The sequence below is a fragment of the Leucobacter massiliensis genome, from assembly GCF_002982315.1.
In the GTDB taxonomy this organism is placed as follows: domain Bacteria; phylum Actinomycetota; class Actinomycetes; order Actinomycetales; family Microbacteriaceae; genus Leucobacter; species Leucobacter massiliensis.
In genome coordinates, this window is the sequence record NZ_MWZD01000012.1 from 44,003 (window position 1) to 64,690 (window position 20,688).

Consider the following 20,688-nt stretch of genomic DNA (forward strand, 5'->3'; position numbering starts at 1 on the left):
CGAAGTCCGTGTGGAGAGGTGCCCCCCTGCGTCGCAGGCGCCGGGCCAGCGTCGATCCGGACCTTCCTGGTGCGCGGCCATTCGGAGGAGGGCGTGACCCACGTGCGCTCGGCGACGTGCTCACTGCCGTCTCCGTCGATATGGGATGGAGCGTGGAGCTGGAGCAGGCCAGGGTGATCGCCGAGTGGCCCCAGTTCGCGGGAAGCGCCACGGCTGAGCACACCACTGTCCTGGGCATCAGCAACGGCATCCTCCAGGTGCAGTGCGATTCGACGAGCTGGGCCACGGAGCTGCGCCGGCTTCGGGCGGAGATGCTCACCCGGCTGCTGCGGGAGTATCCGGATGCCGAGGTGCGCGACCTCCGTTTCCTTGCGCCCGGCGCGCCGAGCTGGCGGCACGGGCCGCGCACCGTGCGGGGGAGGGGACCGCGAGACACCTACGGATGACGCCGGCGCGATCAGCCTTCATGGCGGGCCCTTCGGCCGCCCCGGTATGCAGGGAGACATCCCGCGAGGGGGCGTCCCCCTGCCGGAATCGTGCGTGAGCGGCCCGCAATCGGCCTTTCGGCGGCTGAACCTTGATAAGCTGGTGTGCGGACGTGTCCGGCGTGGAGAAACGCTCTGAGAGGCCCAGAAAAGGATTATTCAAGGCATGAGTTCAGAACAGGCTGCGGCCGCGGAAGACTACGGCGCCGGAGCGATCCAGGTGCTCGAGGGCCTTGAGGCGGTGCGCAAGCGACCCGGCATGTACATCGGCTCGACCGGCCCCCGAGGACTCCACCACCTCGTGTACGAGATCGTCGACAACTCGGTGGACGAGGCGCTCGCGGGCTACTGCGACACCATCGACGTCACGATCCTCGAGGACGGCGGGGTCCGCGTCATCGACAACGGCCGCGGCATCCCGGTCGATCCGCACTCCTCCGATCCCACGAAGTCGACCGTCGAGGTCGTGCTCACCGTCCTCCACGCGGGCGGTAAGTTCGGCGGTGGCGGCTACGCCGTCTCCGGCGGCCTCCACGGCGTCGGCTCCTCCGTGGTGAACGCGCTCTCCAGCCGCTTCGAAGTCGAGGTCAAGCGCCAGGGTTTCACGTGGAACATGTCGTTCACCGGAAGCGTGCCCGACGGGCCGCTGCGCCAGGGCGAGCCGAGCGAGGAAACCGGCACCACCATCACGTTCTGGCCCAGCGATGAGATCTTCGAGACCGTCGAGTTCGACTACCAGACGCTCCGCACCCGCTTCCAGCAGATGGCCTTCCTCAACAAGGGCCTCAAGATCGTCCTCACCGACCTCCGAGCCCAGGAACCCGTCGAGAACGAGGCCGGGGAGCTCGTGGCGCCGCGCGCGCCGCACGACGAGTTCCTCTATGAGCGCGGCATCGAAGACTACGTGCGTCACCTCAACTCCAGCAAGCGCGCCGAGCTCGTGCACGAGGACATCATCTCCTTCGAGCAGGAGGACAGCGAGCGCAGGATCTCCGCTGAGATCGCGATGCAGTGGACGACGGCGTACACGGAGAGCGTGCACACCTACGCGAACACGATCAACACGCACGAGGGCGGTACGCACGAGGAGGGCTTCCGCGCGGCGCTCACGACACTCGTGAACCGCTACGCCCGCGAGAAGAACATCCTCCGCGAGAAGGACGACAATCTCTCGGGAGACGATGTGCGCGAGGGTCTCACCGCAGTGGTCTCGGTGAAGCTCGGCGAGCCGCAGTTCGAGGGGCAGACCAAGACCAAGCTCGGCAATACCGAGGCCAAGGCCTTCGTGCAGAAGGTCGTGGGCGATCAGCTGGGCGACTGGTTCGAACGCAATCCGGGGCCGGCGAAAGACATCATCCGCAAGGCGATCCAGGCGGCGACGGCACGTCTCGCCGCACGCAAGGCGCGGGAGACCGCGCGACGCAAGGGCCTGCTCGAATCGGGTGGCATGCCGGGCAAGCTCAAGGACTGCTCCTCAAAGGATCCCTCGATCTCCGAGATCTTCATCGTCGAGGGCGACTCGGCGGGAGGCTCCGCCGTGCAGGGGCGCAACCCCGAGACGCAGGCCATTCTGCCGCTGCGCGGGAAGATCCTGAACGTCGAGAAGGCCCGCCTCGATCGAGCGCTCGGCAACGCAGAGGTGCAGGCGATGATCACCGCCTTCGGCGCCGGCATCGGCGAGGACTTCGACCCGGAGAAGGCGCGCTACCACAAGATCGTGCTGATGGCCGACGCCGACGTGGACGGACAGCACATCACGACGCTGCTGCTCACGCTCCTGTTCCGCTACATGCGCCCCCTCATCGACTTCGGCTACGTCTACCTCGCGCAGCCTCCCCTCTATCGCATCAAGTGGACGAACGCGGATCACGAGTACGTCTTCAGCGACGAGGAACGCGATGCACGGCTCGCGGCCGGCGCTGAGAGCGGCAAGCGGCTCCAGAAGGAGAGCGGCGTGCAGCGCTACAAGGGACTCGGGGAGATGAACCACGAGGAGCTGTGGGACACCACGATGAACCCCGAGAGCCGGACCCTGCGGCAGGTCACCCTCGACGACGCGGCGCAGGCCGACGAGATCTTCGCGACCCTGATGGGCGAGGACGTCGATGCCCGCCGCACCTTCATCCAGCAGAACGCAAAGGACGTGCGCTTCCTTGACATCTGAGAACCAGACCCCCGACACCGACGAGCGCCCCGAGGATATCGGGGCGGGCGAGGCCCACCACGGCAAGATCGACCAGGTCGATCTGCAGCTCGAGATGCAGCGCTCGTATCTCGACTACGCCATGAGCGTCATCGTGGGACGCGCGCTTCCCGATGTGCGCGACGGGCTCAAGCCCGTTCACCGGCGCGTGATCTACACCATGTACGACGGGGGATACCGCCCCGACAAGGCGTTCTCGAAGTGCACGCGCGTGATCGGCGACGTCATGGGGCAGTTCCACCCCCACGGCGACGGAGCGGTCTACGACTCGCTCGTGCGCCTCGTGCAGCCGTGGTCGCTGCGCTATCCGCTCGCTCTCGGCCAGGGGAACTTCGGTTCCCCAGGAAACGACGGCGCGGCCGCCCACCGGTACACCGAGACCAAGATGTCCCCGCTCGCCATGGAGATGGTGCGTGACATCGACGAGGACACGGTCGACTTCCAGGACAACTACGACGGCCGCACCCAGGAACCGACGGTTCTCACCAGCCGCTTCCCGAACCTCCTCGTGAACGGCTCGGTCGGCATCGCCGTCGGCATGGCCACCAATATCCCGCCGCACAATCTGCGCGAGGTCTCAGAGGCTGCGATCTGGCACCTCGAGCATCCGGAGGCGAGCCGGGAGGAGCTGCTGGACGCGCTCATGGAGCGCGTGCACGGCCCCGATTTCCCCACCGGCGCCCAGATCCTCGGCACGAAGGGGATCCGAGAGGCCTACCGCACCGGACGCGGCTCCATCACCATGCGGGCCGTGGTGAACATCGAGGAGATCCAGGGGCGCAGCTGCCTCGTCGTGACGGAGCTCCCGTATCAGGTGAACCCCGACAACCTCGCGATCAAGATCGCCGACCTCGTGAAGGACGGCAAGGTCCAGGGGATCGCGGACATCCGAGACGAGTCTAGCGGGCGCACCGGCCAGCGGCTCGTCATCGTCCTCAAGCGGGACGCCATCGCGAAGGTCGTGCTCAACAACCTCTACAAGCACACGCAGCTGCAGGAGAACTTCGGTGCGAACATGCTGGCGATCGTCGACGGGGTGCCCAGGACGCTCTCGCTCGACGGATTCATCACGGCATGGGCGAAGCACCAGGTCGAGGTCATCGTCCGCCGCACCGCCTACCGCCTGAAGAAGGCCGAGGCCGAGGCGCACATCCAGCGCGGCTACCTCAAGGCGCTCGACGCCCTCGACGAGGTCATCGCCCTGATCCGCCGCTCGCCCACGGTGGAGGAAGCGCGCGAGGGGCTCATGGGCCTCCTCGGCGTCGACCAGATCCAGGCCGACGCGATCCTCGGCCTGCAGCTGCGCCGGCTCGCCGCGCTGGAGCGTCAGAAGATCCTCGATCTCGCCGCGAAGCTGGAGGCGCAGATCAAGGAGTACGAGGGGATCCTCGAGTCGCCGGCGCAGCAGCGGAGCATCGTCATCGCCGAGCTCGGGGACATCGTCGACAAGTTCGGCGACGAACGGCGCACGACGATCCTGCACGGATTCGACGGCGATATGTCGATGGAGGACCTCATCCCCGAGGAGGAGATGGTGGTCACCGTGACGCGCGGCGGCTACGTCAAGCGCACGCGCATCGACAACTACCGCTCTCAGCACCGCGGCGGGAAGGGCGTCAAGGGGGCGCAGCTGCGCGCCGACGACATCGTCGAGCACTTCTTCGTGACGACGACGCACCACTGGCTGCTGTTCTTCACGAACACCGGCCGCGTGTATCGCGCGAAGACCTACGAGATCCCCGAGGGAGGCCGTGACTCGAAGGGCCAGCACCTCGCGAACCTCCTCGCGCTGGCTCCCGATGAGACCGTGACGCAGATCCTCGACGTGCGCGACTTCGACGGGGGAGTCTACCTCGTGCTCGCGACCCGCGACGGCCTCGTGAAGAAGACCGCCCTCCAGGAGTACGACACGAACCGCACCGGCGGCATCATCGCGATCAAGCTGCGTGAGGGCGACGAACTCGTCTCGGCGCTCCTGGCCGAGTCGCGGGACGACGTGCTGCTGGTCTCCCGCCACGGCATGTCCGTCCGCTTCACGGCGTCCGATCAGGCGCTTCGCCCGATGGGCCGGTCCACCAGCGGGGTTCGCGGCATGAACTTCCGGGACGGTGATGCGCTGCTCTCCGCTTCGCGGATCGACGGCAGCGAGGGCTACGTCTTCGTGGTCACCGAGGGGGGCTACGCGAAGCGGACCGCCGTCGAGGAGTATCGCGTGCAGAACCGGGGCGGGTACGGCATCAAGGTCGCGAAGCTCGACGAGAACCGCGGCGATCTGGTCGGCGCGCTCATCGTGGGGGAGAGCGACGAGGTGCTCGCGGTGCTCGCGAGCGGGAAGGTCGTCCGGTCGAACGTGGCCGAGGTTCCCGCAAAGGGACGCAACACGATGGGGGTCGTGTTCGCGCGATTCCCAGAGCAGGACCGTATCATTGGCATCGCGCGAAATTCGGAGCGCGGGCTCGACGACGAGGAGTCCGAGGCCCGGGGGCCCGAGAACGCAGACAACAAGGAAGACGTGAATGAGTAACACTGTCGCCGACAAGCTGGCAAAGAAGACCCGCAAGAAGGCACCCGCGAAGCAGGTCCGGCTGAAGCTCGTATACATCGACTTCTGGTCGTCGGTGAAGTTCTCCTTCCTCGTGTCGATCTGCCTGGCGATCGTCGGCGTGGTCTCCACGATCCTCATCTACACGGTGCTCACCCAGACGGGAGTCTTCGCGCAGGTCGACACGCTGTTCCGCGACATCGTCGGAGACGACAACAGCCTGATGAAGATCATCGGCTTCCCGCAGGTGCTGGGCTTCGCCGTCGTGGTGGGGATCCTCAACACGATCGTGGGAACGGCGCTCGGTGCCGTGGCCTCGCTGGTGTACAACCTGCTGGTGCGCGTCGTCGGCGGGTTCCAGCTCGGCTTCACGAGCAACTGATCGCCCCCGGGCCTGCGGCGCGCCCGCCGCGGCCCGGGCAACTCGCCCGGCTTCCGGGGAGGATTTCGGTTTCCTCCCCGGATCGGGTAGAGTCGTTGATTGGTCAAGGGGCTATAGCTCAGGCGGTTAGAGCGCTTCACTGATAATGAAGAGGTCCCAGGTTCAAGTCCTGGTAGCCCCACCGAATGCCGCTTCACGCGGCGTTCTGGGTCCTTAGCTCAGTTGGTAGAGCGCCTGCTTTGCAAGCAGGATGTCGGGAGTTCGATTCTCCCAGGATCCACCACGAAAGCCCCGCGAGAGCGGGGCTTTTCTCGTCTCCGGGGCCGGCGGTTGCGCGGCGCTGAGCTCCACGCGGGCGCCGCAGGCCGCGAGCGCGATGCCGTCGGGGGTGCGCGGCAGGGTGCGCGGCTCGGGGGAAGCCCGGCCGGCCGATCGAATCCGACCGGGATAGTCGGGTGTGTGGTGGGATCGAGGGGCAGGCTGGGTGTCGAAGGGAGTGGCCGTGATCGCAGATCTCAATCGCCTCGTCGAGCACATCGAGGATCGCCTCGCCGGGGGACCCGGCGCAGAGGAGATCGATGTCGAGCGCCTGTCGAGCACTCTCGGCACCACGGAATACCACCTTCGGCGGATGTTCTCCTCCCTGGCGGGGATGCCGCTGTCGGAGTACATCCGGCGGCGCCGCATGACGGCCGCGGCTGCCGAGATCATCGGTGGCGGCGAGCTGCTGGGCATCGCGGTGCGGTACGGCTACGGCTCTGCCGAGGCGTTCGGACGGGCGTTCCGCGCGGTCCACGGTGCCGGCCCTGCCGAGGTGCGCAGCAACGGCGGCCCCCTTCGCACGCAAGCACTGCTCAGGTTCCGCCTGACCGTCGAAGGGAGCACCCCCATGGACACCCGCATCATCCACCGGCCGGCTTTCCGCCTCGCCGGCCATGCCACGCGCGTGCCGCTCATCCACCGAGGCGTCAATCCTCACATTCAGGCGCACATCGCCTCCCTGCCCGAGACAGAGCACCTGCGGCTCAAAGCACTCGGCAACACGGAGCCGGCAGGGCTGCTCCAGGTGACCGCCGATGTGGACCCCGACTTCGCAGAGGGAAGCGATCTGAGCTACCTCCACGGGGTCGTCGTCGACACGGAGGCACCGCTGCCCGAGGATCTCGACGTGATCGAGGTTCCGGCCGGAACCTGGGGCGTGTTCCACTGCGAGGGGCCGTACCCGGAGGCTCTGCAGTCGATGTGGGCGGCGACCGCGAGCGACTGGTTCCCATCCAACCCGTGGCGGCTGGCGCCCGGCCCGTCGATCGTCGCGATCCTCGGCCGCAGCGCCGACTTCAGCACCGCGAGCTGCGAGCTGTGGCTGCCCATCGAGCACGCGTAGGGCCCCGCGCCGAGGGCGGCGGCTTCACGATCGCGGTGGATCACGGTGCTGCCGCCGAGGGGGCGGGACCCGCAGGAGCCTGAGAGCTCCTCCGTTGCGGCCTCGCTACCCTGGAGGGATGCCCGAGCAGCCGCAGAACCGACCTCGACCCCGTGACCTCGACATCTGGCCGCTCACGACCGAGCGCCTCGCGATCCGTCCGGCCGAGCCGGGCGACGCGGACGCCCTCTGGGAGATCTACCGTCTTCCCGAGGTGGGGCAGTGGCTCGGCTGGTGGCCCGCCGACCGCGCCGACTGGGAAGGCCTCTACGCGGAGAAGTGGCACGACTACCTCATCGTCGAGCGCGATGGCGCCGTGATCGGCGACCTGATGCTGCGGATCGTCGACGGCTGGGCCCAGCGCGAAGCGGCCGACCGCGCCGTCTCGGTGCAGGCCGAGCTGGGCTGGGCCTTCGCACCCTCGGCGGCAGGGCAGGGCTTCGCCACCGAGGCCGTCGAGGCCCTGCTGCGGCTCTGCTTCGAGGAACTCGGGCTGCGCCGGGTGGAGGCGGGCGCCTTCGCAGCGAACGAGCCGTCCTGGCGGCTCATGGAGCGGGTGGGGATGCGGCGCGAGGGGTATGCCGTGCGGGACTCGCTGCATCGCGAGCTCGGGTGGGTCGACGGCGTGCTGTACGCGCTGCTCGCCGAGGAGTGGCGGGAACGCGCCGAAGGCTGAGGCGGGTGCCGGCGAACGGCGAGGGGGTCCGGCGCAGGCGAACGACCGCTTCCACCACGGCGGCTCGCTCGCTACACTGCCCGCATGAGCACCGGAGCGCACGCCGAACGGCAACTCGAGAACGAGTTCTTCAGGGTCACCCGCTGGACCATCGAACCGGGCGGTCACATCCCCATGCACCGTCACGACTCCGAGTACGTCGTCGTTCCGCTGGTCACGGGAACGATGCGCGTGGTGAACGCCGACGGCGGAGAGTTCGACGCCGAGCTCGTCACCGGCCAGAGCTACACCCGCCCGGCCGGTGCCGAGCACCGCATCGAGAACCGGGGGAGCGCCGACGCCGTCGTGTTCGTCGAGGTCGAGCGCCTGAGCTGAGCGCGCGGGGCCGGTCCTTCAGGCCATCGACCGGGCCGCGGCTGGCGGATAGCCTGTGTGCATGAGACCCACAGCACTCATCACCGGCGCGAGCTCGGGCCTCGGGGCCGAGTACGCGCGGCAGCTCGCGGCCCGCGGCGGGGACCTCGTACTCGTCGCTCGTGACGAGGACGCGCTCGACGCGCTCGCGGCGCGGCTGCGCGAGACCCGCGGCACGGGCGTCGAGGTCCTCGCGGCCGATCTGCTCAGCGAGGACGGGATCGCGCGGGTCGTGGCACGCCTGCAGGATGCCGCGCACCCGATCGACATCCTCGTCAACAACGCCGGTTACGGCCTCGCCCTCGACTTCGAGAACAACGACGTCGAAGCGGAGGTCCGGCATCTGCGCATCCACGACGAGGTGCCGCTGCGGCTCACCCACGCCGCCCTGCAGGGCATGCTCGCGCGGGGGGCGGGGCGCATCATCAATGTCGCCTCGGTGGCGGCGTTCATCCCGCGCAGTACCTACTCGGCGGTGAAGCAGTGGCTCGTGCTGTTCTCCCGCTGGGCGAATGTCCGCTATGCCCCGCGCGGGGTGACCGTCACCGCGGTCTGCCCCGGCTTCACCCACACGAACTTCCACGAGCGGCTCGGCCTGCCGCCCGGAGAGGAGGGGATACCCGGGTGGATGTGGCTCGATGCGCCGCGGGTCGTCGCCGAGTCGCTCCGCGATGCGGCGCGCGGGCTGGCGGTGTCGATTCCCTCCCGGCGCTATAAGCTGCTGGCCGGACTTGCGCGGATCCTGCCCGCCTCACTCACCGCCCGCGTCGGGGAGCGCGGCAGATAGGCGGGGTGAGCCGCGCCGGGAGCTACGCTCCGCCGGGTGAGCCCGCGCGGGCGCGGTGCCGGCGGACCGCAGCACGGTTGGCGCAGCGCACCGAGCAGTAGCGCTGGCGTCCATTGCGGGTCACGTCGACGACGACCGCGGTGCAGGGATCCGCCTCGTCCTCGATGCCCGCGGCGCAGCGGGCGAGCCGGTGCATGCCGCGGGTCGTGAGGTGCAGGGCGGTGCCCACGCTGATGACGGCGGCGAGCACATCGGGGAGCGAGCTCGCGTCGTCGTCGCGGTAGTGGAGGTGCCAGCCCTCGTCGTGGTGGTCGGTGAGGCGCGGGTAGGCGGAGGCCTCGGCCATCAGCGCATTGAGCAGGCGCGCCCGATGCTGCGGTTCGGTGGCGTCGACGACCGTCAGCCAGCGGTCGAGAAAGCGTCGCACCCGTTCGTGATCGCGGGGTTCCTCCGGGAAGTCGACCGTCATCCCCACCTCCCGTGCCCGCGACACGATCCCCTCGCGATCTTCCGGCCAGTCGTTGACAAGGGATCCGGCGAGGACCACCGCGTACTCTCCGTAAGGGTTGAGATGCATAAGGCCATTACACCACAGTGGAAGCATGTCATCCAGCACCGCAGCCATCACCCCCGCGAACACCGCCTCGCCGAGCCATGAGCACGGCTGGTGCACCGAATCGCGGCACCCGAGCTCCGCCGGCACCGTCGTCTACGTGCGCTGCGCCGGGTGCGGGGCACGCCGCGTCGACATCTGCGATCGGCCCGGTGGCGTCCCCCGTGCGCTCGGACGGGAAGTCACCAGCCGGGGGATGCTCGGTCGGGATACCGGATGGCGCGACCGGGCCCCGGAGCCCAGCCCCCACGCTTCGGGAAAACCGGAACCGGTGAATCGGGCTGCCTCGGTGCCGGGGGAACGGCGCAGCACCTAGCGTAGAAGCATGCAGACACCAGTCGAGAGCGCCGCCTCCCCGCGGGAGGACGACGCCACACCGGGCACCGAGCCCCCCGCCGCGACCGCGGCGACCGTGCCGCTTCCGCCGGGCCCCGCCGGAGGCATCGCGGCGGCCGGCGCCCAGCCGACCCTCCCGCTGCCGGACACGATGCCGACGACGGCCAGGCAGCCGGGCCCGCAGCCCGCCCCGCAGACGACCCAGCGCCGACGCCCGCCGTTCCGCCTCCTCCTCACGATCCTCCACCTCGCCGCCTACGGCCTGGTGGGCCTCGCCACCATCGGCCTGCTCTTCGGCGCTCTTGCGGCCGGCATCGGGATGCTCTTCCTGCTCGGCGTCGGCCTGCTCGTGCTCGTCGGTCTCGCCTACGCGCTCTTCGGGATCGCCTGGTTCGAGACGGTGCGGGTCGGCGGACTCTACCGACTCGGCGTCATCCCGCTGCGCTGGCAGCCGCGCAGCGAGCCCGGTTTCAAGGGCTGGCTGCGTTCGCTCGGCCGGCAGTCGGTCGACGGCCGCATGTGGCGCGCGCTCGCCAACTTCGGCATCGCGAGCGTGATGGGCACGGCGCTGCTCGGGCTTGCCCAGTGGTTCGTCGGGTCTCTCGTGTCGATCTTCGACACGGTCAGCATCTGGTGGCAGCCGGGCTTCGTCGGCGTGCTCCTCAGCGCCGCAGGCATCGTCGGCCTTGCCCTGCTGCACCGACTGGTGTCCGTGGCGATCATCGGCTCCGAGGCGCAGCACACGGAGCTCGTCGAGCAGGCGCAGGTGTCCGCACGGCAGCGCGAGGGCGCGGTGCGGGCCGCCGATGTGGAGCGTACGCGCATCGAACGGGATCTGCACGACGGCGTGCAGCCCCGGCTCGTCTCGGTCGCGATGACCCTCGGTCTCGCCCAGCAGAAGATCGACACCGATCCCGCCGCCGCGAAGGAGCTCGTCTCCGAGGCGCACACCTCCACGAAGGCCGCGATCACGGAGCTGCGGCAGCTCGCTCGCGGGATCTACGCCTCCGTGCTCGACGACCGCGGCCTCGATGCCGCGCTCTCCGCGCTCGCCGCCCGCTCGCACATCCCCGTGCAGCTCGACGTGCGACTGCCGCGCCGCTGCTCGCGCGACGCCGAGGCGGCCGTCTACTTCACGATCGCGGAGTCGCTGACGAACGCGGCGAAGCACTCCCGCGCGAGCGAGTGCCGCGTGGTGGTGCGGCTGCGCGAGGACGGCGCACTCTGGGCGCGCGTGGAGGACAACGGCATCGGCGGCGCCACCGTCGCCCCCGGTGGCGGACTCGACGGCGTGATGAACCGCGTGCTCGCCGCCGGCGGCACCACCCGGCTCGACAGCCCCCAGGGCGGGCCGACCTCGCTGGAGGTGAGCGTCCCGTGCGCATCCTGATCTGCGAAGACTCCGTGCTGCTGCGCGAGGGCCTCGTCCGCCTGCTGGAGCACGGCGGCCACGAGGTGGTCGCCGCGCTGCCCGACGCCGAAGAGCTCCCCGCGCGCGTGGCCGAGACCGATCCCGAGCTCTGCATCCTCGACGTGCGCCTGCCGCCGAGCTACTCCGACGAGGGAATCCGGGCCGCGCTCGAACTGCGCCGCACCCGGCCCGGCCTGCCGCTCCTCGTGCTCTCCCAGTACGTCGAAGAGCGCTACGCCAGCGAGCTCATCGCCGCGCAGGGCGCCGCCTTCGGCTACCTGCTGAAGGACCGGGTCGCCGACGTGAGCGAGTTCGTCGAGTCGATCCAGCGGATCGCCTCCGGCGCCACCGTGCTCGACCCCGAGGTGGTGGCGCAGCTGCTCACGCGCCGCAGCCGCGACGACCGCATGCAGGCGCTCACGGACCGCGAACGCACGGTGCTCGCGGCGCTCGCCGAGGGCCGCTCCAACCAGGCCATCGCGGCCCTGCTCTTCCTCTCCGAGGCGAGTGTGGAGAAGCACATCACCGCGATCTTCCAGAAGCTCGGCCTCGAACCCGATGAGGGCGGCAACCGGCGCGTGCTCGCCGCGATCGCGCACCTCGAGAGCACGGGCAGCATCCCCGCGACCCCGCCGGGCGCCCCCGAACCGAACGCACAGATGGGAACCGCATCATGACGGCACCGACGCAGACCCCGCCCCCGAGCCCCGCCGCCGCGCCACGCAGCGCGGCGACGACCGCGATCGTCACGGCGACGGCGGTCGCGGGCGGCATCGCCCTGCTCGCCGTGGGCGTCTCCACGACCGTGCAGCACTTCGCGCCCGCGGTGGTGAGCGAGGACATGATCGGCGTCGGCCTCGTTCCCGCGCAGTCGGAGTACGGGTTCTTCGAGAGCGTCGACGGCGTCCGGGGGCTCGAGATCTCCGCGGCCGTCTCGTCGTTCAGGATCGAGGCAGGTGACCAGGAGGATGCGGAGTTGACGGTCGAGGGCAGCGACTTCGCGGACCAGTGGTCGATGTACCGTGACGGCGACGAGCTGGTGGTCGAGGCCCCCGAGCTGGGGGCGGGCGCGGTGACGGGCGGCTGCCTCTTCGGATGCAGCCCGAACAGCGGCGCGGGAGAGGTCACGCTGACACTGCCGCGCGAGCTGCTGGAGAGCGGCAGGCTCGAGGCCGACATCTCGCTCGCCGGCGGCGAACTGCGCGGTGAGGGCTCCTTCCGCGAGCTCGGGATCGACGTCGACGCGGGCAGCCTGGAGTTCACCGGATCGGCGCGCACCCTCGACCTCGGCCTCAGCGTGGGCGAGGCGAGGGTCGAGCTCGCCGACGTGGACGAGGCGGAGATCGACGTGCAGACCGGTGACGCGACGCTCAAGCTGACGGGCACGGCGCCCCGCAGCGTCGAGCTGAACGCCGAGATGGGCGCGGTATCGCTGCAGCTTCCCGAGGGCGGGTACCGCGTGGATCAGGCGGGGACGCTGGGGGCGATCGACAACCAGCTCACCGAGGACCCGAAGTCGTCCCAGGTGGTCCGGGTGCGCGGCACGGCGGCCGAGATCACGCTGCGCTGAGCGCGCGCGGCGCCGGGAGCGGGCTCCCGCGCCGCGCCCCGCGTCGCTCTAGACTGGCCGCATGCGGCAGTGGCGGGAGGACGTGCTCGGGCCCGGCTTCGAGTGCCTCGACCTGGACCTCGGCGAGGACGAGGAGGGTCCGCTGGTGGCCACGCTGGTGCGTTCGCTGCCAGCCCGGCGCCCCCTCGCCGCGCGCCTCCTCGGGCGGAGTCGCCCGCTCGAGGACGTCGACGTGCTCTACGTGCACGGCTGGTCCGACTACTTCTTCCAGCGGGAGCTCGCCCGCTTCTGGACGAGCCGCGGCGCCCGCTTCTTCGCGCTCGATCTGCGCAAGTACGGCCGCAGTCTCCGGGAGGGTCAGACGGCGGGCTACATCGAGAACCTGGACGACTACCACGCCGAGATCGAGCTCGGTCTCCAGGTGATCGCGGGGGACGTCGAGGGCCCGGCACGACGGCTCGTGCTCCTCGGGCACTCAACCGGCGGGCTCGTGCTGAGCCTCTGGGCCGCTGCGCACCCGGGGTGCGCGGAGGCGCTGATCCTCAACAGTCCCTGGCTCGAGTTCCAGCTCTCCGGGGCGGTCCGGCAGATGCTCATGCCCATCATCAACCTGGGGGTCCGCTTCAACTCGCGCGAGGTCGCGCCCCAGCTCGACTACGGCTTCTACTCGCGCGCGCAGCGCGAGGTGGGGCCGGCGGAGGATCTCGCGCTCGTCGATGAGCGGTGGCGGCCGGAGCGCACGCACGCGGTGCTCAACGGCTGGCTGCGGGCGGTCCTCGAGGGGCACGCGCGGGTGAGCCGGGGTCTCGCCATCGACGCCCCCGTGCAGGTGATGCTCTCGGCCCGCTCTGCCCTCCCGGCTCGGTGGGGGGAGGAGATGACCCGCGCGGACTCCGTGCTCGACGTCGAGGCCGTCGCCAGATCGTCCCTCAGGCTGGGGTCGAGCGTCACGGTCGAGCGGCTCGACGGTGCGCTGCACGACGTCTTCCTCTCACGCGAGGCGGTGCGCCGGGAGGCGTATGCGCGGATGGAGCGCTGGCTCATCGGCTGGCAGGCGGCCGGCCGTGCAGCGGCGCAGCCGGCTGAGACCGGATAGGCTCTCATCATGGATCTCAGGGCTCTCGGGTGCGCGGCGGGGACGCCGCCGGCCGCCCTGCGAGGCCGCGCGCGGCGGGCGGGGACGGTGAGCGCATGGACCTGAGAGTGGCCGCATACGCCGTCGTGGAGCGTCGCGGGCAGATTCTCCTGACCCACTGGCGCCGTGGGCACCTGCACGGGTGGACGCTGCCGGGCGGTGGCCTCGAGGCCGGAGAGGACCCTCGCGACGCGGTGGTGCGCGAGGTGCTGGAGGAGACGGGTCTGGAGGCGAAGGTCGGGAAGCTCCTCGGCGTCGACTCCCGCGTGATGGTGCGCGAAGAGGTGTGCGAGGGACGGGATCCCGAACTGCACACGATCAGGATCGTGTACCGGGCGACCGTGAAGGACGGGCCGCTGCGCAATGAGGTGGGCGGCTCCTCGGATGAGGCTCGCTGGGTCCCCATTCGTGACATCCGCGCGCTGCGCACGCTCTCGCTCGTGCAGACCGGCCTGCGGATGGCGGGTATCGGCGGTGGCCGGCGGCCGCAGAGCCGGCAGGGCGGGCGGTCCTCGGGCCGTCAGGGCGGCAAAGCGGGCGGCAAGACCGGCAAGCCCTAGCGTCCCCCGAGGGGGTCACTCGCGAGGGGCGGCGCGTCCCTGCCGCGGCGCCCCTCGACGCGAAGGCCGCTCAGCTCTCGGGCGAGACCCAGAGCTCGTCGTCGGTGCGGAAGGCCTGCCAGAGGGCGTAGCCCACGCCCGCGGCGGCGACGACGCCGAGGCCGATGGCGACGATCCCCCCGGCGCTGCGCTTCTTCTTGAGGTAGCCCGAGCGCTCGCCGAAGCTGCGCACCTGCTTGGCCGCCTTCGGGTTGTCGAGCTCGTCCAGGGTGCTGATCGTGCGCGCGAGGGCGCTGGCGACGAAGGGCGCCGTGAAGCGGCGCACGTTGTCTGCCGCGCGGCGGGCGGAGGCGACTCCGCGATCCACGGTGGGGCGCACCGCCTCCAGCGTCTCGTCGACGCGCGGGGCGAGATGCTCGTCGCTCAGGTGCTTCGCCTGACGGCCCGCCTTCTGCAGCACCTCGCCGGCGTGCCCGAGCACGACGCGCTGCTGCTCGAGCAGCTCCTGGGCGTCGTTCCGCAGTCGGCGGAGTTCGCGGCGGCGCTTGCGTGAGAGTTTCATACCTGTCCTCCTTGCTCGGCGATGCGATGCTTCAGAGCGACATCGCTCTTGCCTCAACGCTACACCGAACGGGGCCGCGCCGGCCGGACGCGCCGCAGCGCTTGCGCGTCATTCTCAGGCTGGTACCATCCTCCCGCTCAGCGCGCGAGCCGGGCAGCCGCCATACACTAGAGCGCATGACCATTCACACCGCGGTAGCGACCATCCACACCAATCACGGCGACATCGTCCTCAACCTCTTCGGCGATCACGCGCCGAAGACGGTGAAGAACTTCGTCGACCTCGCCGAGAAGGGCTTCTACGACGGGGTGATCTTCCACCGCATCATCCCGGGCTTCATGATCCAGGGCGGCGACCCCACGGGCACCGGCACCGGCGGCCCCGGCTACACCTTCGACGACGAGATTCACCCCGAGCTCGTCTTCGATCAGCCGTACCAGCTGGCCATGGCCAACGCCGGCAAGCGCCCCGACATGACGGGGCGGCTCGCCGGCACGAACGGCTCGCAGTTCTTCATCACGACGACCGCGCCGGACTGGCTCAACGGCAAGCACACCATCTTCGGCGTCGTCGCGGACGACGACTCGAAGGCCGTGGTCGATGCGATCTCGGCGGTGCAGACGGGCGCGATGGACCGGCCGGTCGAGGACGTCGTGATCAGCGGCGTCGACGTCGTCAAGGCCTAGGCAGCCGATGGCGAACGGACAGGGCCCGACGTACGGCGAGCGCGTCGCCTACGGACCCGACGACGTCTGCTATCGCCATCCCCGGGTGCACAGCTTCACGCTCTGCCAGCGCTGCGGCCGCACCATCTGCCCCGAGTGCCAGGTGGTGTCGGCCGTGGGCGTGCTCTGCCCGGAGTGCGTCAAGCAGGCCCAGCCGGGCACTGCGCGGCGGGCGGGACGCTCGGCCAGGGTGACGAGCCGGCGCATCGCGGCGCTCGATGCGCCGGTGACGTACGGCATCATGCTGCTGTGCGTGCTGGTGTTCGTCGCTCAGCTCCTGACGCGCTATTTCGGCGCCGACGAGGTGACGAGGGCGCTGTGGTACGCACCGCTCTACTCGCTGCCGCCGATGGACGCGACCGCGGGAGTCGGTTTCGAGCCGTGGCGCATGCTCACGGCGATGTTCACGCACTCGACGGGCTTCCTGCTCCACATCCTCTTCAACATGTACGCGCTGTGGCTGTTCGGGCGCAATCTCGAGCAGATGATCGGGCGCGCGGCGTTCCTGACGCTGTACCTCTTCTCGGGTCTGGGCGGCTCGCTGTTCGTGATGTTCTGGGTGTACGCCGAGCCGGCGACCCTGCTCGTGCCGACCGTGGGAGCGTCGGGGGCGATCTTCGGCCTGCTGACCGCCACGCTCGTCGCGTACCGTGCGGCGAAGGTGAGCATCGCGTCGCTGGCGGTGCTCATCGCGATCAACTTCGGGATCGGGCTCCTGCCGGGCGCGAACATCTCGTGGCAGGCGCACCTCGGCGGCGCGATCCTCGGGGCGGCGGTGATGGGCGTGCTCCTCGCGACGCGCGGACCGCGCCGTCGTGCGCTCCGGGTGCTCGCATTGACGGGCATGGGCGTGGTGCTCGTGGCGCTCGGCTTCGCGTACTTCGTGGCGTTGCCCGCGGTCTTCTAGGACCAGCCCCGCGCCCTCCCGCGCCTGGCAGCGCCGGAAGGGGAAACGGCTGCGGCCCCGGTGTTGCCGGGGCCGCAGCCGTTTATCCACAGGTCTTTCCCCAGCTGGGGAGGAATCACACCGGTGTAATTCTGGTCAGCGGCCGCACCGCCGCGCGAGGCTCACGGTGCTACTTCCACCAGGGCGTCATCAGGAAGCCCACCAGCACGAGCCCGAAGCCGACGAAGAGGTTCGCCTGGCCGAGCGCCGGAACGGGCAGCGGCAGCGCCGTCGAACTCGTGATGTAGTAGAGCACGATCCAGATGAGGCCGAGCAGCATGAAGCCGAACATGAGCGGCTTGAACCACACCGGGTTCGGCGCGTCGTTCCTGGCCGACGAGGTCGCGGCGCGATCCTGCGTCAGCTCCGCGGACTTGCGCTTGCGTACGTTCTTCCCAGCTGCTGCCATGCTCCTGAGTCTACCGGGAATCCCGCAATCCGAGGTGTGCGCCTGCTCGAACGAGCCCCGGTGGCCTGGAGCCCCGCCGGTCCCGGCACCCCGGGACACCCCGGAACGCCCCGGACGTCGCCCGGCACCGGAATCCCCAAGCTGCCACTCAGCCCCGGCGGCGTAAGATGACGAACGTGACCGAGTCCCGCAACGCAGGTGGCCGGCGCCGGCGGGCACGACTGAGTCCGCTCACGGTGATCGGTGAGCTTCTGCTGCTCGGGGGCCTCGGAGTGCTCGGGTACATCGTGTGGCAGCCGTGGCACACGGGCCTCGCGGTGACCTCGAAACAGGAGGCCCTCTCGGCGGAGCGCTCCGCACAGTGGGATGCGCAGGAGCGGCCCCAGCAGACGGACGGCGTCCCGGTCACGGCGAAGCCGGATCCGGCCGAGGACTTCGCGGTGCTGCACGTGCCCTCCTTCGGCACCACCTACGCGAACGTCGTCGCCGAGACCACCGACTGGTGGACGGTGCTCAACCTCGACGAGAAGGGGATCGGGCACTACGAGAACACCCAACTGCCGGGCGAGCCCGGCAACTTCGTGCTCGCCGGCCACCGCTCCGGGCCGCTCATCAACTCCTTCCGCGAGGTCATGAACCTGCGCGTCGGCGATCCGCTCTTCGTCGAGACGCAGGACGGCTGGTACACCTACCGCTTCCGCTCGATCGAGTACGTGCTCCCCACCGAGGTCGACGTGACGAACACGTTCCCGCGCCTCGAAGGATCCCCGGGCGAGGACCAGATCCTCACCCTCACCACCTGCCACCCCAAGTGGGCGGGCAGCGACGAGCGCGCCATCGCCTACTCCGTGTTCGAGGGGTTCCAGCCGCGCAGCGCCGGTCCTCCGGCGGAGCTGCTGAAACTCAACCCCACCATGGGCGCCACGCAGGCGCCGAGAGGGGATCAGGAGGCCTGATGTTCTCACTGCTGTGGAGATTCTTCCCCGGCCCCGCGTGGCTGCGGGTGATCGTGCTGCTCGCCGCGGCCGCCGCCCTCGTCTACGTGCTCATCGCCTACGTCTACCCGTGGGCGGCCCTGTTCTTCCAAACTGACGAGGCGACGGTCGGACCATGACGCAGATACTCATCATCGACAACTACGACAGCTTCGTGTACACGCTGAACGGATACCTGCAGCAACTCGGGGCCTCGACCCGGGTGATCCGCAATGACGAGGTGAGCACCGGCGAGCTCGAGCAGCTGGTCACCGAGTACGACGGCGTGCTGATCTCCCCGGGCCCCGGCTCGCCGGGCGACGCCGGCGTCTCCATCGCGATGGTCGGCCTCGCCCTCCGCACCGGAGTGCCGCTCCTGGGGGTCTGCCTCGGGCACCAGGCGATCGCCGAGGCGATGGGAGCCACCGTCACCCACGCCGAGGAGCTCATGCACGGCAAGATCTCCCGCGTCCGCCACTCCGGCGACCCCTTCTTCGATGGCGTGGCGGCGGAGTTCGACGCGACGCGCTACCACTCCCTCGCCGTCGTCCGCGACACGGTGCCCGAGGTCCTGGAGGTCACGGCGGAGACGGCGAGCGGGATCGTGATGGCGCTGCGTCACCGCGAACTGCCGATCTACGGCGTCCAGTACCATCCCGAGTCGGTGCTCACCGAGGGCGGGTACCAGCAGCTCGGCAACTGGCTGAGTCTCGCGGGACTGCCGAACGCCGCCCGCGTCGCGGCGACGCTCTCCCCCCTGCTCTCACGCTGAGCGGGAGGCGGCGGATCAGGAGCCGCAGTACTTGATCTCGAGCACCGCGCCCTGCGGCTGCTCACCGACGATCGACTGCCAGGTGACGGGGAAGCCGTCCGCGGCGGGGCAGGGATCCGCCGTGTAGGTGACGCTGAGCCCGTTGCCGCTGAGGAGCGCTCGGGCGCCCTCCAGAGGATGCCCCACCACATCGGGCACCTTCACCTTGCCGCTGGCGACCCGGACCGAGACGCTCTCCCCGGAGGCCAGGTCCGTGCCGGGGGCGGGGGTCACGTCCAGCACGCGGCCAGCGGGCGCCACGGGATCGTCCACGCTCGTCTCCACGCCCACGGTGAGGCCCAGGTCCGAGAGCTCCTTCTTGTAGTCCTCGATCGAGAGGCTGTCGGGCTCGGGCACCTTCGCGGTCTCGGGACCGGTCGAGATGTGCAGGGTGATCGTGTCCCCGACCGTGAGCACGGTGCCGGGTTCCGGGTCGGTCGAGACGACGTGCCCGGCGGGCACCTCGTCACTCGTCTCGTCGATCGTCAGCGGGAGCAGACCCTGCTTCTGCAGCAGTTCCATCGCCTCCGCGCGGTCCATGCCGACGAGCTCGGCCGACACCTCGCGCGAGTTGTCCGGAACGAACTGCTGCGGCGCGAGGGTGACCAGCCAGAACACGACCGCCACGATCACGGCGCCGACGGTGAGGATCGCCGCCCACGTCCACATGACGGGCGGGCGGCTCTGCGTGCGCGCCGCGCCGCCGCTCTCCGAGAGCTGCCGGAGCGCGAGATCCGACTCGGAGATCTCCTCCCCCCCGGTGAACAGGACGGTGTCCTGCTGCTGCAGCGCAAGACGGGGCATCTGGCCGCTGGCCGCAACGCGCAGCGCGTCGCGGAACTCCGAAGCGGACTGGAAGCGCTTCGAGCGGTCCTTCGCGAGACCGTAGAGCACCACCCGGTCGAGCTCGGGCGGCACTTCGGGGTTCCGGTCGCTCGGCGGCGTCGGCCGCTCGCTCACGTGCTGGTAGGCCACCGCCACCGCGGTGTCGCCCCGGAAGGGGACGTCGCCCGCGAGCAGCTCGTAGAGCAGCACGGCGGTGGAATAGAGATCGGTGCGCGCGTCGATCGACTCGCCCTTGGCCTGCTCGGGGGAGAAGTAGGCGGCGGTGCCGAGGATCGCGGTCGTCTGCTGCAGGGTGGACGAGGTCTCGGAGACCGCGCGCGCGATCCCGAAGTCCATCACCTTGACCTGGCCGCTCTTGGTGATCATGATGTTCGCGGGCTTGATGTCGCGATGCACGATACCCGCGCGGTGCGAGTACTCAAGGGCCGTGAGCACGGAGTCGACGACGCGGCAGGCCTCGCTCTGCGAGAGACCGCCCTCCGCGAGCAGCTGCCGGAGGTTCGTGCCCTCCACGTACTCCATCACGATGAACGGGAGGCGCTTCGGGCCGTCCGCCGTCTGGATGAGGTCGTCGCCGGCGTCGAAGACGCGCACGACCGTCGGATGCGCCATCCGCGAGGCCGACTGCGCCTCCTGCCGGAAGCGGGAGCGGAACTGCTCGTCGCCGGCGAGATCCGCCTTCATCACCTTGATCGCGACCTGGCGTCCCAGCTTCGTGTCGGTGCCGCGATACACGGTGGCCATCCCACCCTGCCCGACGAATTCGCCGATGGCGTAGCGGCCGGCGAGAATACGCTGCTCACCGTTCGCATCGCTCGTTTCGGGCATGATCACCTCTTCCGCACCCAAGGACTGTCTCCAAGTTTATCGGGATCGCC

22 protein-coding genes and 2 tRNA genes are annotated in these 20,688 nt (G+C 69.9%); 20 read left to right on the top strand and 4 right to left on the bottom strand.

From position 1 onward, the window contains the following. Positions 1–116: 116 nt before the first annotated feature. The 10 genes from B4915_RS01225 to B4915_RS01270 all read left to right on the top strand — a co-directional run bounded on the left by B4915_RS01225 (position 117) and on the right by B4915_RS01270 (position 8,912). Complete coding sequence (locus tag B4915_RS01225; RefSeq protein WP_245907281.1) at positions 117–446, top strand: DciA family protein; 330 nt, start codon at positions 117–119, stop codon at positions 444–446. A gap of 205 nt (positions 447–651) precedes the next feature. Beyond that, the gene (gene gyrB / locus B4915_RS01230; protein ID WP_105804037.1) at positions 652–2,649 is read left to right on the top strand and encodes a DNA topoisomerase (ATP-hydrolyzing) subunit B; all 1,998 of its coding nucleotides are present in this window, start codon (positions 652–654) and stop codon (positions 2,647–2,649) included. Then, positions 2,639–5,212, top strand: a complete 2,574-nt coding sequence (gene gyrA, locus B4915_RS01235; protein ID WP_245907282.1) for a DNA gyrase subunit A — start codon at positions 2,639–2,641, stop codon at positions 5,210–5,212. The genes gyrB and gyrA overlap by 11 nt, the downstream gene beginning before the upstream one ends. Further along, positions 5,205–5,612, top strand: a complete 408-nt coding sequence (locus B4915_RS01240; protein ID WP_105804038.1) for a DUF3566 domain-containing protein — start codon at positions 5,205–5,207, stop codon at positions 5,610–5,612. Before gyrA ends, B4915_RS01240 begins: the two co-directional genes overlap by 8 nt. Positions 5,613–5,719: 107 nt before the next feature. Further along, positions 5,720–5,793 (top strand) — tRNA-Ile (locus B4915_RS01245). A gap of 26 nt (positions 5,794–5,819) precedes the next feature. Then, positions 5,820–5,895 (top strand) — tRNA-Ala (locus tag B4915_RS01250). Positions 5,896–6,114: 219 nt separating this feature from the next. Further along, positions 6,115–6,996, top strand: coding sequence for an AraC family transcriptional regulator (locus B4915_RS01255; RefSeq protein ID WP_105804184.1), 882 nt, complete (start codon positions 6,115–6,117; stop codon positions 6,994–6,996). A gap of 118 nt (positions 6,997–7,114) precedes the next feature. Next, positions 7,115–7,711 carry a GNAT family N-acetyltransferase gene (locus tag B4915_RS01260; protein ID WP_105804039.1) on the top strand — a complete coding sequence of 199 codons (597 nt, stop codon included), beginning with the start codon at positions 7,115–7,117 and terminating at the stop codon, positions 7,709–7,711. Positions 7,712–7,795: 84 nt separating this feature from the next. Further along, positions 7,796–8,086, top strand: coding sequence for a cupin domain-containing protein (locus B4915_RS01265; protein ID WP_105804040.1), 291 nt, complete (start codon positions 7,796–7,798; stop codon positions 8,084–8,086). A gap of 61 nt (positions 8,087–8,147) precedes the next feature. After that, positions 8,148–8,912, top strand: coding sequence for an SDR family NAD(P)-dependent oxidoreductase (locus tag B4915_RS01270; protein WP_105804041.1), 765 nt, complete (start codon positions 8,148–8,150; stop codon positions 8,910–8,912). Between the two features lie 22 nt (positions 8,913–8,934). Here B4915_RS01270 and B4915_RS01275 read toward each other — a convergent pair whose 3' ends face one another. Next, positions 8,935–9,489: a CGNR zinc finger domain-containing protein gene (locus B4915_RS01275; protein WP_105804042.1), complete on the bottom strand. Its 555-nt coding sequence runs from the start codon at positions 9,487–9,489 to the stop codon at positions 8,935–8,937. 523 nt (positions 9,490–10,012) lie between these two features. On the opposite strand from B4915_RS01275, the gene B4915_RS01285 reads away from it, so the two are divergent. The 5 genes from B4915_RS01285 to B4915_RS01305 all read left to right on the top strand — a co-directional run bounded on the left by B4915_RS01285 (position 10,013) and on the right by B4915_RS01305 (position 14,537). Next, on the top strand, positions 10,013–11,251 hold the full coding sequence (locus B4915_RS01285; protein WP_105804185.1) for a sensor histidine kinase: 1,239 nt from the start codon (positions 10,013–10,015) through the stop codon (positions 11,249–11,251). Next, positions 11,239–11,949: a response regulator transcription factor gene (locus B4915_RS01290; protein WP_105804044.1), complete on the top strand. Its 711-nt coding sequence runs from the start codon at positions 11,239–11,241 to the stop codon at positions 11,947–11,949. The genes B4915_RS01285 and B4915_RS01290 overlap by 13 nt, the downstream gene beginning before the upstream one ends. After that, positions 11,946–12,842, top strand: a complete 897-nt coding sequence (locus B4915_RS01295; protein ID WP_105804045.1) for a DUF4097 family beta strand repeat-containing protein — start codon at positions 11,946–11,948, stop codon at positions 12,840–12,842. Before B4915_RS01290 ends, B4915_RS01295 begins: the two co-directional genes overlap by 4 nt. A 61-nt stretch (positions 12,843–12,903) precedes the next feature. Then, positions 12,904–13,938 carry an alpha/beta hydrolase gene (locus tag B4915_RS01300; protein ID WP_105804046.1) on the top strand — a complete coding sequence of 345 codons (1,035 nt, stop codon included), beginning with the start codon at positions 12,904–12,906 and terminating at the stop codon, positions 13,936–13,938. A gap of 95 nt (positions 13,939–14,033) precedes the next feature. Further along, the gene (locus tag B4915_RS01305; RefSeq protein WP_105804186.1) at positions 14,034–14,537 is read left to right on the top strand and encodes an NUDIX hydrolase; all 504 of its coding nucleotides are present in this window, start codon (positions 14,034–14,036) and stop codon (positions 14,535–14,537) included. A 70-nt stretch (positions 14,538–14,607) separates the two neighbouring features. On the opposite strand, the gene B4915_RS01310 is transcribed toward B4915_RS01305, so the two are convergent. Further along, positions 14,608–15,099, bottom strand: coding sequence for a DNA/RNA helicase (locus B4915_RS01310; protein ID WP_105804047.1), 492 nt, complete (start codon positions 15,097–15,099; stop codon positions 14,608–14,610). Between the two features lie 176 nt (positions 15,100–15,275). Here B4915_RS01310 and B4915_RS01315 point away from each other — a divergent pair, with 176 nt between their 5' ends. Next, complete coding sequence (locus B4915_RS01315) at positions 15,276–15,785, top strand: peptidylprolyl isomerase (protein ID WP_105804048.1); 510 nt, start codon at positions 15,276–15,278, stop codon at positions 15,783–15,785. 7 nt (positions 15,786–15,792) lie between these two features. Next, positions 15,793–16,731, top strand: a complete 939-nt coding sequence (locus tag B4915_RS01320) for a rhomboid family intramembrane serine protease (RefSeq protein ID WP_105804049.1) — start codon at positions 15,793–15,795, stop codon at positions 16,729–16,731. 169 nt (positions 16,732–16,900) lie between these two features. On the opposite strand, the gene B4915_RS01325 is transcribed toward B4915_RS01320, so the two are convergent. Next, the gene (locus tag B4915_RS01325) at positions 16,901–17,179 is read right to left on the bottom strand and encodes a cell division protein CrgA (protein ID WP_105804050.1); all 279 of its coding nucleotides are present in this window, start codon (positions 17,177–17,179) and stop codon (positions 16,901–16,903) included. A 176-nt stretch (positions 17,180–17,355) separates the two neighbouring features. Here B4915_RS01325 and B4915_RS01330 point away from each other — a divergent pair, with 176 nt between their 5' ends. Genes B4915_RS01330 through B4915_RS01335 form a run of 3 tightly spaced genes read left to right on the top strand, consistent with a single transcriptional unit; the run spans position 17,356 to position 18,925 of the window. After that, entirely contained in the window at positions 17,356–18,135 is a 780-nt protein-coding gene (locus B4915_RS01330; protein WP_245907284.1) for a class E sortase, read from the top strand. After that, on the top strand, positions 18,135–18,293 hold the full coding sequence (locus B4915_RS14595) for a hypothetical protein (protein ID WP_181158416.1): 159 nt from the start codon (positions 18,135–18,137) through the stop codon (positions 18,291–18,293). Before B4915_RS01330 ends, B4915_RS14595 begins: the two co-directional genes overlap by 1 nt. Continuing rightward, positions 18,290–18,925, top strand: a complete 636-nt coding sequence (locus B4915_RS01335) for an anthranilate synthase component II (RefSeq protein ID WP_105804052.1) — start codon at positions 18,290–18,292, stop codon at positions 18,923–18,925. Before B4915_RS14595 ends, B4915_RS01335 begins: the two co-directional genes overlap by 4 nt. A gap of 15 nt (positions 18,926–18,940) precedes the next feature. Here the strand turns inward: B4915_RS01335 and pknB are convergent, their stop codons facing one another. Then, complete coding sequence (gene pknB / locus B4915_RS01340; RefSeq protein ID WP_181158417.1) at positions 18,941–20,638, bottom strand: Stk1 family PASTA domain-containing Ser/Thr kinase; 1,698 nt, start codon at positions 20,636–20,638, stop codon at positions 18,941–18,943. Positions 20,639–20,688: the final 50 nt, after the last annotated feature.

Excerpts from the sequence above, each read along its gene's own strand:
- B4915_RS01240 (WP_105804038.1), top strand. The coding sequence starts at position 5,205 with ATGAGTAACACTGTCGCCGACAAGCTGGCAAAGAAGACCCGCAAGAAG.
- B4915_RS01285 (WP_105804185.1), top strand. The coding sequence starts at position 10,013 with ATGCCGACGACGGCCAGGCAGCCGGGCCCGCAGCCCGCCCCGCAGACG.
- B4915_RS01265 (WP_105804040.1), top strand. The coding sequence starts at position 7,796 with ATGAGCACCGGAGCGCACGCCGAACGGCAACTCGAGAACGAGTTCTTC.
- B4915_RS01275 (WP_105804042.1), bottom strand. The coding sequence starts at position 9,489 with ATGCATCTCAACCCTTACGGAGAGTACGCGGTGGTCCTCGCCGGATCC.
- gyrB (WP_105804037.1), top strand. The coding sequence starts at position 652 with ATGAGTTCAGAACAGGCTGCGGCCGCGGAAGACTACGGCGCCGGAGCG.
- B4915_RS01305 (WP_105804186.1), top strand. The coding sequence starts at position 14,034 with ATGGACCTGAGAGTGGCCGCATACGCCGTCGTGGAGCGTCGCGGGCAG.
- B4915_RS01260 (WP_105804039.1), top strand. The coding sequence starts at position 7,115 with ATGCCCGAGCAGCCGCAGAACCGACCTCGACCCCGTGACCTCGACATC.
- B4915_RS01310 (WP_105804047.1), bottom strand. The coding sequence starts at position 15,099 with ATGAAACTCTCACGCAAGCGCCGCCGCGAACTCCGCCGACTGCGGAAC.
- B4915_RS01295 (WP_105804045.1), top strand. The coding sequence starts at position 11,946 with ATGACGGCACCGACGCAGACCCCGCCCCCGAGCCCCGCCGCCGCGCCA.
- pknB (WP_181158417.1), bottom strand. The coding sequence starts at position 20,638 with ATGCCCGAAACGAGCGATGCGAACGGTGAGCAGCGTATTCTCGCCGGC.
- B4915_RS01300 (WP_105804046.1), top strand. The coding sequence starts at position 12,904 with ATGCGGCAGTGGCGGGAGGACGTGCTCGGGCCCGGCTTCGAGTGCCTC.
- B4915_RS01325 (WP_105804050.1), bottom strand. The coding sequence starts at position 17,179 with ATGGCAGCAGCTGGGAAGAACGTACGCAAGCGCAAGTCCGCGGAGCTG.
- B4915_RS01335 (WP_105804052.1), top strand. The coding sequence starts at position 18,290 with ATGACGCAGATACTCATCATCGACAACTACGACAGCTTCGTGTACACG.
- B4915_RS14595 (WP_181158416.1), top strand. The coding sequence starts at position 18,135 with ATGTTCTCACTGCTGTGGAGATTCTTCCCCGGCCCCGCGTGGCTGCGG.
- B4915_RS01315 (WP_105804048.1), top strand. The coding sequence starts at position 15,276 with ATGACCATTCACACCGCGGTAGCGACCATCCACACCAATCACGGCGAC.
- B4915_RS01320 (WP_105804049.1), top strand. The coding sequence starts at position 15,793 with ATGGCGAACGGACAGGGCCCGACGTACGGCGAGCGCGTCGCCTACGGA.
- B4915_RS01270 (WP_105804041.1), top strand. The coding sequence starts at position 8,148 with ATGAGACCCACAGCACTCATCACCGGCGCGAGCTCGGGCCTCGGGGCC.